13 protein-coding genes are annotated in these 15061 nt (G+C 38.5%); all 13 read right to left on the bottom strand.

The features are described from left to right. Positions 1–393, bottom strand: a complete 393-nt coding sequence (gene flgB, locus ACIQXJ_RS01795) for a flagellar basal body rod protein FlgB (RefSeq protein ID WP_401009481.1) — start codon at positions 391–393, stop codon at positions 1–3. A 773-nt stretch (positions 394–1166) separates the two neighbouring features. Continuing rightward, on the bottom strand, positions 1167–1946 hold the full coding sequence (codY, locus tag ACIQXJ_RS01790) for a GTP-sensing pleiotropic transcriptional regulator CodY (protein ID WP_024362040.1): 780 nt from the start codon (positions 1944–1946) through the stop codon (positions 1167–1169). Positions 1947–2032: 86 nt separating this feature from the next. Further along, entirely contained in the window at positions 2033–3433 is a 1401-nt protein-coding gene (gene hslU / locus ACIQXJ_RS01785) for an ATP-dependent protease ATPase subunit HslU (protein WP_403048958.1), read from the bottom strand. Next, positions 3433–3978 (bottom strand): ATP-dependent protease subunit HslV, encoded by a 546-nt coding sequence (gene hslV / locus ACIQXJ_RS01780; RefSeq protein ID WP_403048955.1) that lies wholly within the window; start codon positions 3976–3978, stop codon positions 3433–3435. Before hslV ends, hslU begins: the two co-directional genes overlap by 1 nt. Before the next feature lie 22 nt (positions 3979–4000). Next, positions 4001–4900: a tyrosine recombinase XerC gene (gene xerC / locus ACIQXJ_RS01775; protein WP_340825860.1), complete on the bottom strand. Its 900-nt coding sequence runs from the start codon at positions 4898–4900 to the stop codon at positions 4001–4003. Between the two features lie 285 nt (positions 4901–5185). Beyond that, positions 5186–6499: an FADH(2)-oxidizing methylenetetrahydrofolate--tRNA-(uracil(54)-C(5))-methyltransferase TrmFO gene (trmFO, locus tag ACIQXJ_RS01770; protein WP_337981913.1), complete on the bottom strand. Its 1314-nt coding sequence runs from the start codon at positions 6497–6499 to the stop codon at positions 5186–5188. An 18-nt stretch (positions 6500–6517) separates the two neighbouring features. After that, a complete protein-coding gene (gene topA, locus ACIQXJ_RS01765; RefSeq protein WP_403048952.1) occupies positions 6518–8596 on the bottom strand; it encodes a type I DNA topoisomerase in 2079 nt (692 codons plus the stop codon). 91 nt (positions 8597–8687) lie between these two features. Further along, positions 8688–9584, bottom strand: a complete 897-nt coding sequence (dprA, locus tag ACIQXJ_RS01760; protein WP_403048949.1) for a DNA-processing protein DprA — start codon at positions 9582–9584, stop codon at positions 8688–8690. A gap of 253 nt (positions 9585–9837) precedes the next feature. Continuing rightward, positions 9838–10740: a succinate--CoA ligase subunit alpha gene (gene sucD, locus ACIQXJ_RS01755; protein ID WP_403048946.1), complete on the bottom strand. Its 903-nt coding sequence runs from the start codon at positions 10738–10740 to the stop codon at positions 9838–9840. 17 nt (positions 10741–10757) lie between these two features. Then, positions 10758–11918 (bottom strand): ADP-forming succinate--CoA ligase subunit beta, encoded by a 1161-nt coding sequence (sucC, locus tag ACIQXJ_RS01750; protein ID WP_401009485.1) that lies wholly within the window; start codon positions 11916–11918, stop codon positions 10758–10760. A gap of 155 nt (positions 11919–12073) precedes the next feature. Further along, positions 12074–12382 carry an EscU/YscU/HrcU family type III secretion system export apparatus switch protein gene (locus ACIQXJ_RS01745; RefSeq protein ID WP_403048943.1) on the bottom strand — a complete coding sequence of 103 codons (309 nt, stop codon included), beginning with the start codon at positions 12380–12382 and terminating at the stop codon, positions 12074–12076. Next, a complete protein-coding gene (locus tag ACIQXJ_RS01740; RefSeq protein ID WP_403048940.1) occupies positions 12379–14274 on the bottom strand; it encodes a hypothetical protein in 1896 nt (631 codons plus the stop codon). The genes ACIQXJ_RS01745 and ACIQXJ_RS01740 overlap by 4 nt, the downstream gene beginning before the upstream one ends. A 15-nt stretch (positions 14275–14289) precedes the next feature. Next, positions 14290–15045 carry a ribonuclease HII gene (locus ACIQXJ_RS01735; RefSeq protein ID WP_403054799.1) on the bottom strand — a complete coding sequence of 252 codons (756 nt, stop codon included), beginning with the start codon at positions 15043–15045 and terminating at the stop codon, positions 14290–14292. Positions 15046–15061: the final 16 nt, after the last annotated feature.

Here is a 15061-nt window from a genome sequence, read left to right as displayed (position 1 = left end):
TTACTTACCTCCTTTAATAACAGTATTTAGCGTATTTAACTTTCCATTTACACGGTCAATCAGAGCATTGTAGTAGATTTGATTTTCCGCTAATTTCGTTTGTTCGGCATCCATGTCGACAGCATTACCGTTATTTCGATATCGTAAGTTAGTAACATTATTGACACCTGGTGTCGATTGTTTAATTTCAAAATCATAATGTCTACTATCTGTTCGATATGCTGATATAGAAATTTGCTTCTCATTCTCCAACATATTTTTAAAACTTACATTTTTCGCCTTATAATTTGGTGTATCGACATTCGCAATGTTATTTGCGATTGTTTTATGATTCAAAGTTGCATAGGAAAGTCCGTTTTCCAGGCTACTAATAGTTCCTCCAAATAAGTTCAAAACCATTCACCTCATTTAATTTCAATCTATGTACTTCTTAATTTATCCAATAATACAATTGTAATTAAGATGATACGTAGTGTCTATTGTCTTTTGTCATTTTTTAATAGTATATACGCCCTATTTTTTGAGTTTGGTAACCAGGACAAATATGCCCCATACCTACTGGCTCTAGGCCTCAGAGTGCGTCGACTTTTTTCTAGTTATTTTACACTATTTCGACAGTGTTTACTGTATTAGTATCATTTATATCCCTTTTTATTACTAGAGAGGGTTGGATTTAAATACCAAAAAGGGATTTTTCGGTAAAAAAAAGTCCCTTTTTACTATTTTAGTCGTGACAATATAAAAAAACTCCTTCTAATTCAGTTGAGAACGTCTATACGTTTCGACAAAAAGGACTAAAGGTCAGGATATGTCCATCTATGGCAGTGATTTTCACTCCAAGTGGACGCTTTTAGGCAGGTTTAGTTTCAATCTTTTCACAACAAATGCGATTTATCGTTTGTCCCCATTTCTTAAAGTTAAAAGACTACAAGAAATAAGAAGTTCTTTTTAAAGATTAATTATGTATCATTTTTGTTACAAAGCAAGCCCTACCACCTAGTATTTTGCAGAAACAATATATCGGATATTCACAAAAATGACACATGTGCCAGTTATGAACAACCGACGCTCGCTCACACAAAGCAGAGTGGTAGGGCTTGTTATATTAACTATTTGTATAGCTTACGCAAACAGAAAAAGCTCCCTCAACTAGGGAGCTTTTGTTATTATTTCATTTTAATTTCAGCTAGTGCGTTTAAGAATTTATCGTTTAATACTTTAATGTAAGTTCCCTTCATACCTAGAGAACGTGATTCAATTACACCTGCAGATTCAAGTTTACGTAATGCATTTACAATCACTGAACGTGTAATTCCTACGCGGTCTGCAATTTTCGAAGCAACTAATAAACCTTCGTTACCATCTAGTTCTTCAAAGATATGTTCAATCGCTTCTAATTCACTATATGAAAGTGAGTTAATTGCCATTTGTACAACAGCTTTGCTACGTGCTTCTTCTTCAATTTCTTCAGATTTCTCACGTAAAATTTCCATACCAACTACTGTAGCACCGTACTCAGCTAAAATTAAATCATCATCTTCAAATTGAGCTGATAAACGAGCTAAAATTAATGTGCCTAAACGTTCACCGCCACCAACGATTGGTACGATAGTTGTTAGAGCGCTTTGGAACAAATCTTTATTTTCAACTGGGAACGCAGTATGTTCATTGTTAATATCTAAATTTGAAGACGTTTCAGAAATTGTAAACAAGCTATGTGTATATTCTTCTGGGAATTGACGCTCTTCGAACATTTTTTTCATACGCTCGTTTTCAATTTGTTGGTGAATTGAAATACCTAAAAGCTTCCCTTTACGGCTTACAATATATACGTTGCTATCAATAATGTCCCCTAAAGTGTCAGCCATCTCTTTAAAGTTTACTGGTTTACCCGCAGATGCCTGGAGCATTGAGTTAATTTTTCTTGTTTTTTCTAATAAATTCATTATATGTTCCTCCTATAAATTATCCATACCGTATTTAGTTAATATTCTAAAGTTTTTCGCAATTGAATGGTACTATCAAGCCTCGCCTACAATATAAACTGTGACAAATCTTTGTTTTTTACAATACCAGCCAATTTTTGGTCAACATAAGCAGCTGTAATATCAATTTGAGCTGGAGCAATTTCAGACGCTTCAAACGATAATTCTTCTAGCAAGCGTTCTAAAATTGTGTGTAATCGACGTGCCCCGATATTATCTGTTTCTTGGTTGACCTCTGTTGCGATTTCTGCAATTCGTTCAATTGCATCTTCTGCAAAATTGATTGCTACACCTTCTGTTTCTAATAACGCTTTATATTGCAAAATAAGCGATTGATCTGGTTCTTTTAAAATACGAACAAAATCTTGCTTCGTTAATTTTTCAAGTTCTACACGAATTGGGAATCGTCCTTGTAATTCTGGAATCAAATCGGACGGTTTAGACATGTGGAAAGCTCCTGCAGCAACAAAAAGCATATAGTCTGTTTTAACAGCACCATATTTCGTAGTGACAGTTGAACCTTCAACGATTGGTAAAATATCGCGCTGGACACCCTCACGTGAAACACTAGCAGAAGAGTTCGTATCTTTGCTTGCGATTTTATCAATTTCATCAATGAAAATAATCCCAGATTGTTCTGCTCTAGTAATAGCTTCTTGTGACACCTCATCTGCGTCAATTAGCTTATTTGCTTCCTCAATTATTAAAATACGACGTGCATCTTTTACTTGCACACGGCGCTTTTTCTGTTTTTTAGGCATTAAGCTCGATAACATATCTTGCATACCGCTATTGGCAGACATATCCATCCCTGTACCTTGTAATGCATCAAAAATCGAAGGACTTTGTTCAGTAACTTCAACAGTAACCCATTCATTTTCTAATTTGCCATTGCGTAAATCAATAGCGATTTGCGCACGTTTTGAGCGTACTTCCGTTTCCTCAGAAGATGTATCATCATGTGTTTGTTGTTCTTTGCCACCAAATAACATTTCAAACGGATTTTGCATAGCTTGTTTTTTACGTAAAGAAGGGACAAGTAATTTTACAATGGCTTCATTTGCCAACTCTTCCGCTTGCTCCTTCACAGACTCCATCATTTCTTCCTTCACGAGACGATGAGAAGCCTCCACAACATCGCGGACCATTGACTCTACATCACGTCCAACATAGCCCACTTCGGTAAATTTCGTTGCTTCAACCTTTACGAACGGCGCATTCGTTAGTTTTGCAATTCTCCTTGCAATTTCAGTTTTCCCAACTCCCGTTGGTCCAATCATTAAAATATTTTTAGGAATAACTTCAGCCTTCATATCATCCGCTAGTAGAGAACGACGATAGCGATTTCGTAGTGCAATAGCTACCGCTCTTTTCGCCTCATTTTGCCCTACGATAAAACGATCCAAATGCTCAGTAATTTGTCTTGGGGTTAAGTTTTGTGGTGTCATTAGTTAAGTGCCTCCACGATAATATTATGGTTTGTAAATACACAAATTTCAGCGGCAGTTTCTAATGCTGCCTCAGCAATCTCACGAGCAGTCATTGACTCACCTGCATATTTTTTTAGAGCACGACCTGCTGATAATGCATAATTCCCACCAGAACCAATCGCTAATATACCGTCATCAGGTTCTATAACTTCTCCCGTACCAGATACAAGGAGTAGTGTACTTTTATCCATCACAAGTAACATCGCCTCTAATTGACGTAGCATTTTATCACCACGCCATTGTTTTGCTACTTCTACAGCAGCTCGCTGTAAATTCCCATTATATTCGTTTAATTTCGCTTCAAACATTTCGAAAAGTGTAAAAGCATCGGCTACAGAGCCCGCAAAGCCAGCTAGCACCTGCCCATTAAACAGACGTCTGACCTTCCTTGCAGTGCCTTTCATGACAACCGCATTCCCAAGTGTCACTTGACCATCGCCAGCCATAGCGCACCCGCCATTATGATGTACCGCAAATATCGTAGTCGCATGGATTTGTCCCATTTGCCTTCCTCCTTAGCCTCTATTATGCCCTTGGATGGGCATTCATATATGTTTGACGAAGATGCTCATTTGTTACATGCGTATAAACCTGTGTTGAAGTTAAATGCGCGTGGCCCAGTAACTCCTGTACAGTCCGTAAATCTGCGCCATGATTCAGTAAGTGTGTAGCAAAAGTATGGCGAAGCATATGTGGGTATATTTTCGTATGGAGTGAGGTCTTATCAATCATTTCATTTAAAATATGACGTACCCCACGTGGCGTAAGTTCCCCTCCGCGCATATTGACAAATAGTTGCTGATGATTTGTTTGTTTCATCAAACGTGGACGAGCCTGCTCTATGTAGTGCTGTATAGCCACACTCGCAAATTGACCAAATGGTATAATGCGTTCTTTTCTTCCTTTACCCATTACTCGAACAATAGAATAACGGAAATCGATATCCGCTACCATAATGGATGTAAGCTCACTCACCCGAATGCCCGTTGCATATAATAACTCTAAAATAGCCATATTACGCAACGATTTCAAATCATCTCCTACATTCGCATCAAAAAGCTTCATCAATTCTTCTTCATAGAAAAAACTTGGTAAACGTGATTCTTTTTTCGGATGATATAGCGATCGAAAAGCACTATCATCCATGCCGTGCTGTTTATTTAGAAAGCGAAAAAAGGAGCGGATTGATGAAATTTTTCTTGATACAGAAGTTCTTGCTTTCTTTTCATCATACAACTTCGTTACATATAGTCGTGCATGTATATACTCAACACTGGCTAAATCATTAACGCCTTCTGCCTGTAAAAACGCTAAAAAATCTAGTAGGTCTGATTCATATTCTCGCACAGTATGAACAGAGAAGTTTTTTTCTACCTGGATGTAAAGCATAAACTGTTCAAGTGCTTCTTGGGACGAAACTAACATGAAAGATTCACCACCAATGAATTATTCGTAACCTTCTCTCATTACTATTACCAACAAATTCAAATGGTAAAACAAACGTTGCCATTTAAATAAATTTGTCGTTTAAGTAATCCTTAAAAAACATACATATTGACACTATACCTATCTTCGTAATATAGCAAGTGAAAATGGTTATATTATGAGAAAATCACTATACAAAATAATAAAATACGTGTAATTAAGCATTTTGTCTACATAAAAGAAAAAGCCTCTAAGAGTATATCAACTTTTAGAGGCTTTTGGCAATTAAATTGTTTGTGAATTCACAAAATTTCGAATTGTGCTCATTGCGCGATTCGCATGCATTTCCGCGCGCTCCGGTTTTGAACGACGTCCTGGTGGTAATTCAGGGAATATACCAAAGTTAACATTCATCGGTTGGAAATTTTTCGATTGTGCTTCTGTTATATAACGCGCCATACTACCTAATGCAGTTTCGAATGGGAAAATAATTGGCTCTTGTCCTAATGCCAAACGCGCCGCATTGATGCCAGCAATTAACCCACTACCTGCAGATTCAACATAACCTTCTACACCTGTCATTTGACCAGCAAAGAAAACATTTTTTTGTTCACGTAACTGATATGTTTTCTCTAGCACTTTCGGTGAATTAATGAAAGTATTTCGATGCATTACGCCATATCGTACGATTTCAACATTTTCTAGGCCTGGTATTAGTTGCAGCACTTCTTTTTGTGGTCCCCACTTTAAATGTGTTTGGAAGCCGACAATATTATAAAGTGTACCTGCAGCGTCATCTTGGCGCAGTTGTACAACAGCATATGGTCGTTTACCTGTTTTCGGATCTTCAAGTCCTACTGGCTTCATCGGTCCAAACAACATCGTTTTTTCACCGCGCGCTGCCATTACTTCAATCGGCATACAGCCTTCGAAATAAATTTCTTTTTCAAATTCTTTTAATGGGACAACTTCTGCCTCGATTAACGCTTGGCGGAAACGATCAAATTCTTCCTTTGTCATAGGACAGTTTAGATAAGCCGCTTCACCTTTGTCATAACGAGATTTTAAATAAACTTTATCCATATCGATACTATCTTTTTCAATAATCGGTGCTGCTGCATCATAGAAATACAGATAGTCTAGACCCGTTAAACCTTGAATTTTTTCAGCTAATGCTTTTGAAGTTAGTGGACCAGTTGCAATAACCGTAATACCTTCTGGAATTTCAGTTACTTCTTCATGAATTACTTCCACTAACGGATGATTTTTCACCGCTTCTGTTACATAGCCTGCAAACTCATGGCGATCTACTGCAAGTGCCCCACCTGCTGGTACAGAGCATGCATCGGCCGCTTTTAGAATAACAGAATCTAATAAACGCATTTCTTCTTTAATAACACCAACAGCATTTGTTAGCGTATTTGCACGTAGCGAGTTTGAGCAAACAAGCTCTGCAAATTTATCAGTATGGTGGGCAGGTGTTTGCTTTACTGGACGCATTTCATAAAGTTTAACTTTTACACCACGCTTAGCAATTTGCCAAGCCGCCTCACTACCTGCAAGGCCTGCTCCAATTACATTTACAACTTGTTCAGTCATTTTCTTACCATCTTCCTATCATTGAGTTGGTGTCTCTTCATAGTCACATTTCGTACACTGAATTTGCACACCTTTTTTTAATTTTTTCTCTACTAATAATGCACTACATTTCGGACACGGTCTACTAATTGGCTTGTCCCAAGAAACAAATTCGCACTCTGGATATTGATTGCATCCATAAAATAAGCGCTTTGTTTTACTTTTGCGTTCCACAATTTCGCCAGTTTCGCAAGAAGGACATTTAACCCCAATTGGCTTCATAATGGCTTTTGTGTTACGGCAATCTGGGAAGTTCGAGCAAGCCATAAATTTCCCATAGCGACCTAACTTGAATACCATTGGTGAACCACACTTCTCGCAATCCTCACCAGCTGGTTCATCTTTAATGACTACTTTCTCCATTTCAGCATCTGCATGCTTTACATGAACCTCAAAGTCTTTATAAAAATCATCGATTACTTCAACCCACTTACGGCTACCTTCTTCAACATCATCGAGATCTTGTTCCATTTTTGCTGTAAATTCGATATTTATTATATCAGGGAAAAATTCCAGCATTTGTTGGTGGACGATTTCACCAAGCTCTGTCGGCATAAATCTCTTTGTATCTAGCACAACATAGCCACGGCGTTGAATTGTATCAAGGGTCGGTGCATATGTCGATGGTCGCCCTATTCCTAACTCTTCCATCGTTTTCACAAGACGAGCCTCAGAATAACGTGGCGGTGGTTGCGTAAAGTGTTGCTTCGGCTCGATTTCAAGTGATTTCACCTGATCGCCAATTTCCATTTCAGGTAGAAGTTTCGTCGTTTCTTCTGTTTGATCATCCGTACCTTCTATATATAGTTTCATAAATCCAGCAAATTTGACTTGTGAGCCGTTTGCTCGGAATAAAACATCACCGTGTTGAAGGTCTACAGCAACTGTATCTAATACAGCAGGCGACATTTGGCTTGCAATAAAGCGCTCCCAAATCAAACGGTATAAGCGTAGTTGATCGCGACTAAGTACTGTTTTTAACTCATCTGGTGTTCTCATCGTACTTGTCGGACGAATTGCTTCATGGGCATCTTGTGCATTCGACGCCTTTTTAACCTGCTTCGTTTCTGTCGAGATATATTCTTTTCCGTACTTTGTCTCAATATAAGAAACCGCTTCCGTCTTGGCAGTTTCAGATATACGTGTTGAATCTGTACGCATATACGTGATTAAACCGACTGTACCTTCTTTTTTACCAATATCAATACCTTCATACAATTGCTGTGCAAGCATCATCGTTTTCTTCGCACGGAAATTTAGCTTCCGCGCTGCTTCTTGTTGTAAAGAAGATGTAGTAAAAGCAGGTGCGGCATTTCGTTTACGTTCTTTTTTCGTCACATTTACGACTTCAAATGCTGTACCTTTAACATTTTTTAAAATGGACTTTACTTGCTCTTCATTCGATAATTTTATTTTATCTTTGCCGTTACCATAGTACAGTGCATCGAATGTCTTTTTACCTTTTTCAAAGGAGCCTTCAATCGTCCAATACTCTTCCGGCTGGAAGTTTTTTATTTCGTTTTCACGATCAATAATCATACGTAGTGCTACGGATTGCACACGCCCTGCTGATAAGCCCTTTTTAACCTTTTTCCAAAGAATCGGGCTTATATTATAGCCTACAAGTCGATCTAGCATACGACGTGTTTGCTGTGCATCCACTAAGTCCATATTTATGGCACGAGGATTTTTAAAGGAATCTAAAATTGCATCCTTTGTAATTTCATTGAAAACAACTCGACAGTCTGAGTTAATATCAATATTTAATGCAGTCGCAAGGTGCCAAGCAATCGCTTCTCCCTCGCGGTCTGGATCGGCCGCTAGATAGACTTTCTTCACTTTTTTAGCCGCAGACTTAAGTTCCTGTAAAACAGGCCCTTTACCGCGAATTGTAATATATTTAGGTTCGTAATTATTTTCAGTATCCACGCCCATCTGGCTACGTGGTAAGTCACGCACATGCCCAACCGATGCTTTTACTTTGTATTTTTTTCCTAAATAACGTTCAATTGTTTTTGCTTTTGCTGGTGATTCTACAATCACTAAATAATCCGCCATCTATGTCTCCCCCTTAGCGAGGTCTATTGCTAATTTTTTAAGTTACCTGTTGCAAAATGTATAACAGATTTTAAGATAATGCAACTTTTTTTCAATTTTTGCTAGAAAAGAGCGAAAGTGTTTCAACGATTTGGTGACCATCGCATACGGGAATTGCTCCTTCTAATAGTAATTTATTTGTCCCTTTTGACTGCTCTGCATTAATCGGTCCAGGTACAACAAATACATCTTTTCCTTGCTCTAATGCACATTCTGTAGTAATTAACGTCCCGCTCTTTAGTGCCGCTTCCGTTACAACTAAAGCTTGAGACAAACCACTTATTAATCGGTTACGCATAGGAAATTGCCATTTTGCCGGTTTAATATAAGGTGGGTACTCTGTAATAAGTAAATGACTCTCAGCCATTTTACAAGCGAGCGCTCGGTTTTCTTTTGGGTATAGAAAATTAAAACCATGTCCAAGCACTGCGATTGTGCGGCCTCCAAACTTAATTGTTGCCTCATGCGCCATTGTATCTGCACCTCGCGCAAGCCCACTCACGACCGTGTATTCGTGTTCAATGAGCGGTGGGATGATTAAGTCTATTGCAACTCTAGTATATGCTGTAGCCTTTCTAGAGCCTATAATAGCTATCCGTTTATCTCTTTCCAGCAGGTCGCGCTGACCTTTCACATACAATACAGTAGGTGGACTAGGTATTTCAAATAATTGCGCCGGGAAATATGGGTGATTAAAAGGTATGGGGAAAATATTTGCTTGTGCGTAAACCTCTTGAACTGGCAAGTTCATAACGCGCTGGAAATTTTGAGAAATTTGCATAGCTTTTTGCCTCGTTATTTGCAATGTGCTTGCAATCTCATTAGGGTGTGCTTCTTCAAAATAACTTAATACATCCACCGGGGACAATAACTGTTGAAGTTTTTGGAGTGGTAATGGATATACATAATGCATAGCTAGCAGTCTCTGAGTATCTACTGAGAAAATCATTTAAAACCTCCTTTATAATAGAAGAAATTAAATGACCGCAATTTTCATTTCATCACAAAAAAGTAGAAAACTATGTGTATACACTCAAAGGCACACTAGAGAGTACGCCCCTGTCTTGCCGCTTCACCTACTCGACTTTTATCATCGAGTTTCTAGTGTTGAACATTCTAAAAGGGAAGAAATAATTCAAACACTACCATTTAGACAGAGAAAAAGAGAAAAGATGTAGCCGCAATGTGCTACATCTTCCATTTTAATGGGTTTTACATTTTTCGTATAGCCCTTTTTCTTTAATTACTTTAATTAGTGTTTCACCGATAACAGATGGTGTTTCAGCTACTTCAATACCCGCTTCGTTCATAGCCTTAATTTTTTCAGCAGCTGTTCCTTTACCACCAGAAATAATGGCACCTGCGTGTCCCATACGTTTTCCCGGAGGTGCAGTTTGTCCACCGATAAAGCCAACGACTGGTTTTGTCATATTTGCTTTAATCCACTCTGCTGCTTCTTCTTCAGCAGTACCACCAATTTCCCCAATCATTACAACTGCATATGTGTCAGGGTCATTGTTGAATGCTTCAAGTGCGTCGATAAAGTTTGTCCCATTTACAGGGTCTCCTCCGATACCTACAGCAGTTGTTTGACCGATACCAGCTTGTGTCAATTGGTGAACTGCTTCATACGTTAATGTTCCAGAACGAGAAATAACCCCAACGTGACCTTTTGTATGAATATAACCAGGCATAATACCAATCTTACATTCATCTGCTGTAATAACGCCTGGACAGTTCGGACCAACTAGGCGTGTTTTTTTGCCTTCCATAAAGCGTTTAACCTTTACCATATCAAGGACAGGAATATGCTCTGTAATACAAATTGTTAATTCTAGTTCAGCATCAACAGCTTCTAATATTGCATCTGCTGCAAAAGGTGCAGGTACATAAATAACTGATGTCGTCGCACCTGTTGCTGCTACTGCTTCAGCTACAGTATTGAATACAGGTACGCCTTCAATTTCAAGACCTCCCTTTCCAGGTGTTACGCCTGCTACGATTTTTGTACCATAATCAAGCATTTGCTTCGTATGAAATAGCGCTGTTTCGCCTGTAATCCCTTGTACAATTACCTTTGTATCTTTATTAATAAATACAGCCATTGTTCTCCCTGCCTTCCTTAGCCTACTAGTTCCACAATTTTTTGTGCACCGTCAGCCATTGAATCTGCTGCTACGATGTTTAAACCAGATGCATTTAAAATTTCTTTACCAAGCTCTACGTTTGTACCTTCTAAGCGTACTACTAACGGTACAGATAAACCGATTTCTTTGGCTGCAGTTACTACACCATCAGCGATAATGTTACATTTCATAATTCCACCGAAAATATTAACGAAAATACCTTTTACATGTGGATCTGAAAGGATAATTTTGAATGCTTCTGTTACTTTTTCAGCTGTTGCGCCGCCCCCAACATCAAGGAAGTTAGCGGGACTGCCGCCGTAGTAACTAATTGTATCCATTGTTGCCATCGCTAGACCTGCACCATTTACCATACAGCCAATGTTGCCATCTAGAGAAATATAGCTAAGGTCATATTTTGACGCTTCGATTTCTTTTGGATCTTCTTCATCAAAATCGCGTAATTCGACAATATCTTTATGACGATACAATGCATTTGCGTCAAAATTGAATTTAGCATCTAGTGCTACAACGTCCCCTTGTCCAGTAACAACAAGTGGATTAATTTCTACGATAGAAGCATCTTTGTCGATAAATGCTTGATATAAACCTAACATTAATTTAACAGCTTTACCTACTAGGTTTGCTGGAATATTCATATTAAACGCCATACGACGTGCTTGGAAGCTTGTAAGTCCGATTACTGGATCAACAACTTCTTTGAAGATTTTTTCAGGATTTGTTTCTGCTACTTCCTCAATATCCATGCCGCCTTCTTCTGATCCCATTACAGTTACACGAGATGTAGCGCGGTCTAATACTAAACTTAAATAATACTCTTTTTGAATATCGGAGCCCTCTTCAATATACAAGCGCTTTACTTCTTTTCCTTCTGGACCTGTTTGATGAGTTACTAAAATTTTACCTAATAACTCTTTTGCGTACGTACGCACCTCATCAAGGTTTTTTGCGATTTTGACACCACCAGCTTTACCGCGTCCACCTGCATGAATTTGCGCCTTGACTACAGTAACATTTGAGCCAAGTTCCTTCGCTACCTTCACTGCTTCATCAGGGGAAAAAGCAACTTTTCCATTAGGTACTGCAACACCATATTTTCTCAGAATTTCTTTCCCTTGATATTCATGGATATTCATAATACATCCTCCCATCAAACATTTGCATAAAATTGTTTTACTAACATAATCTATTCTAACGAAACATTCTGATAAAGTCTACACTTTGTCTTTCGTTCAAAAATTCTCTAAAATTATGACGTTTTCTTCTACTTTGTGTACTAAAACAGAGAATTCTAAAAATCAGAATACTTTATTTTTTCTATATTTTTGCTATGTTCTTGGTCTAAATGATATATAAATGCAAATACTTCTGCCACAGCTTGATATAATTCTTCAGGTATTGACTCATTTAAATCTAATTGTCCAAGTAATTGGACAAGGTTCGGATCCTCATAAATAGGCACATCATGCTCATTTGCACGTGCCAATATATTTTCTGCTACCTTCCCTTTACCTTTTGCGACGACAGAGGGGCTATCAAATTGTCCTAGCTTATAAGTAAGGGCAATTGCTTCTTTACGCGTCTTTTTTTCTTCACTCATATACGGAAATCCACCCCGCTATTTTCCTCCTGCTGTTGTACTACAGGGGGTGTTTTTTCTAATTGGGCTTTTTCAAATTGTTTAATAAAGACACCCGAAAGCTGATAATTTTTTTTTGCTAGACCTATTTTTAATGCTTCCTTTAGTGAATCTGCCAGCGGAATAATATTGGATTGCTCATTAAATACAGTGACAGTTACGACACGATTTTGAACTTGCATATCAATAACGGTTTCCTTCATTGATTCCATCTGTAAATAAAATAATATCCGCGCATAGTTAGCATCAATTTTTCCATCATCCTTCATACGCCCATTCCACTGTAGTGTAGCGTCCATTTTCTTACCGAAAAACTCGAGTGGTACTTGCATCACAAGTTGGTGTTGATGACCATTTTCTCCTGACACGAGTTGCATGCCATTCATACGTGTCATTAACATTTCTGCCGCTTCCTTTAGCTGCGGTGTAATCTGCGCTTCTTGAAGCAACGTATGGAGCTGGGGCTTTAATTGGTGTGCAATCGTTTGTAAATCGGCTGATTTACTACTAAGGGCGGCTTCATAGCTAATACCTAGACTTTTTAATACCGTTTTAAGCGCATGTTCCATTGCCTTACTATCCATTGAATTTCGTACATGTGCATCAGCTTCTGTCAGCATTTGCTGAATCCCTGGCTGTGGTGCTTCAATACTAGTCTTCACCAGATTTCGCATTAGTGCTTCATTTTGTGCTGGCAAAGTTGTTTGTTGCTTAAACAACGATAATAAATGTTCTTTTACAGAAAGCCCATTAGCATCTTGCGTAAATAATCGCTCAGGTGTATTTTGAGCAAAAGCCTTGATTAGTTGCTCCTGCATTTGCTTTGCAAAAATCTCTAATGTTTGTTTATTAGTTGGTAATTGGTTAAATCTATCAATCATTTGGTTAAGTTGTAGCTTTTGCTCATTTGTCAATAAACTTTGACTTGCTGTCCAAGATTTTAGCTGGTCAATAAGCTGAGCTTTATTTTCTGGTTTTGTCGCTAAAATAGTTTGGATTACTTGGCCAGCCTGCTGAAGTTGACCTTGTTGCACAGACTTTGCATCATTTAAAGAAGCCCAATTTTGTAAAGTTGCCTGTTGCGGCAAAACGCCTGCTTCCTTTAACAAATTTAAAGCTTGTAATCGCTCGCTCACAGATGTAGGACTATTGGTTAAAAGTTGAATAGCTTTTGCGAGCACTAATGCCCCCGTTTCTGCTTCGAATGGCTTTGCAATCGCTGTTACTTGTTGCATTAAATTTTGCTTCATATTTTCTTGCAGTACGGTATCCTTTGCTAATAGCTGTGTAAAGGTATCCATAATAGCCGTCATACCGGATGTTTTTTGCCCACTAACAAGCGCTTGGAATACATCTTGAAGCATCGGCATTTTCAGTTCGACCATTTTTTGTAGAGCTTGCAAGGCATCCATCTTTGTCACACCTTCGGGTAATGCCTTCATCCACATCTCCGCCTGGAGAAGCTGCTCCTTAGAAATCGGTATTTGTGCCTTTATAAAATGCGCTAACACCTGCTGCATTTCCGTCGATTTTGGCAAATTCATCGAATCTAATAGCTGATTTATTTGCTGGCTCGAGGAAACCCCTTGTCCCATTGGTCCTGTAACGACCTTTAACTCAGTTTGCGGACTTGTTCCTGTTACTTGAAAGAAATGTGCATCCCCTGCTTTAAGCGGTACTTCAAGTTTAGCAATGAGTTTTTGATTACCCACCTGAATTTCTGCCGTTTGATCAGGATATAGTTGTTTAATCGTGCCATGAAATACTTGTCCTTGCTTCAATGCAAGCGGTTGATTGGCTTGCATTAGAGCAGTTGGTTGCGTTTGTATCGGATTAAACGATGTAGCTGTCATCTAAATACTCCTTTCTTACATGGATTTTATAGGTTCAAATGACTTTCGATGATGTATTGTAGGTCCGTATGTTTCAAGTGCCTCTAAATGTTGTTTCGTACCGTAACCAGCATGCTGCGCAAAGCCATACATAGGGAAATCTTTATCCAATTGTTCCATATAATCATCCCTAGCAGTTTTTGCTAAAATAGAAGCTGCCGCAATTGCTAAGCTTTTAGCATCTCCTTTAATAATAGATTCCTGAGGAATAGCTATTGGTAGTGTCATTGCATCAACTAATACGAAATCAGGCTTAATAGACAATGATTCCACACTTGTTTTCATCGATTGCTTTGTCGCTTCGTAAATGTTCAATTCATCAATATTTTTTGCTGATTGAAAATGAATAAAATAACTAATAGCATGCTCTTTTACCAATGTTGCAAAGGCGTTACGCTTTTCCTTTGTTAATTGCTTCGAATCATTTAATCCAACAAGAGCTTCACAGTTTTTTGGCAAAATAACAGCCGCCGTTACAACTGGTCCAGCTAACGGGCCACGTCCAGCTTCATCCACACCTGCAATCAATGCGTCTTTCCCACCATAGAGATGATCGAAGTCAATTTTTGCTTGATGTTCGTCAATTAGTTGTTGTTTTCTGTCCTGGCGTTTATTCCAACTAAGCCACGCTTTCTGCACACCTGCACGTTCATCGACTGCAACTGCTGTCATCCATTCTTGCCAATCCTCAGCCATTTTTAATGCTGCTGTAATTTCTTTAATCGTTTTCATCATTTTACTCCCTTTT

The sequence above is a fragment of the Lysinibacillus sp. NPDC097868 genome, assembly GCF_044761135.1.
In the GTDB taxonomy this organism is placed as follows: domain Bacteria; phylum Bacillota; class Bacilli; order Bacillales_A; family Planococcaceae; genus Lysinibacillus.
Note: the sequence above shows the minus strand (reverse complement) of the source record. Positions and strands in the feature narration are given on the sequence as shown.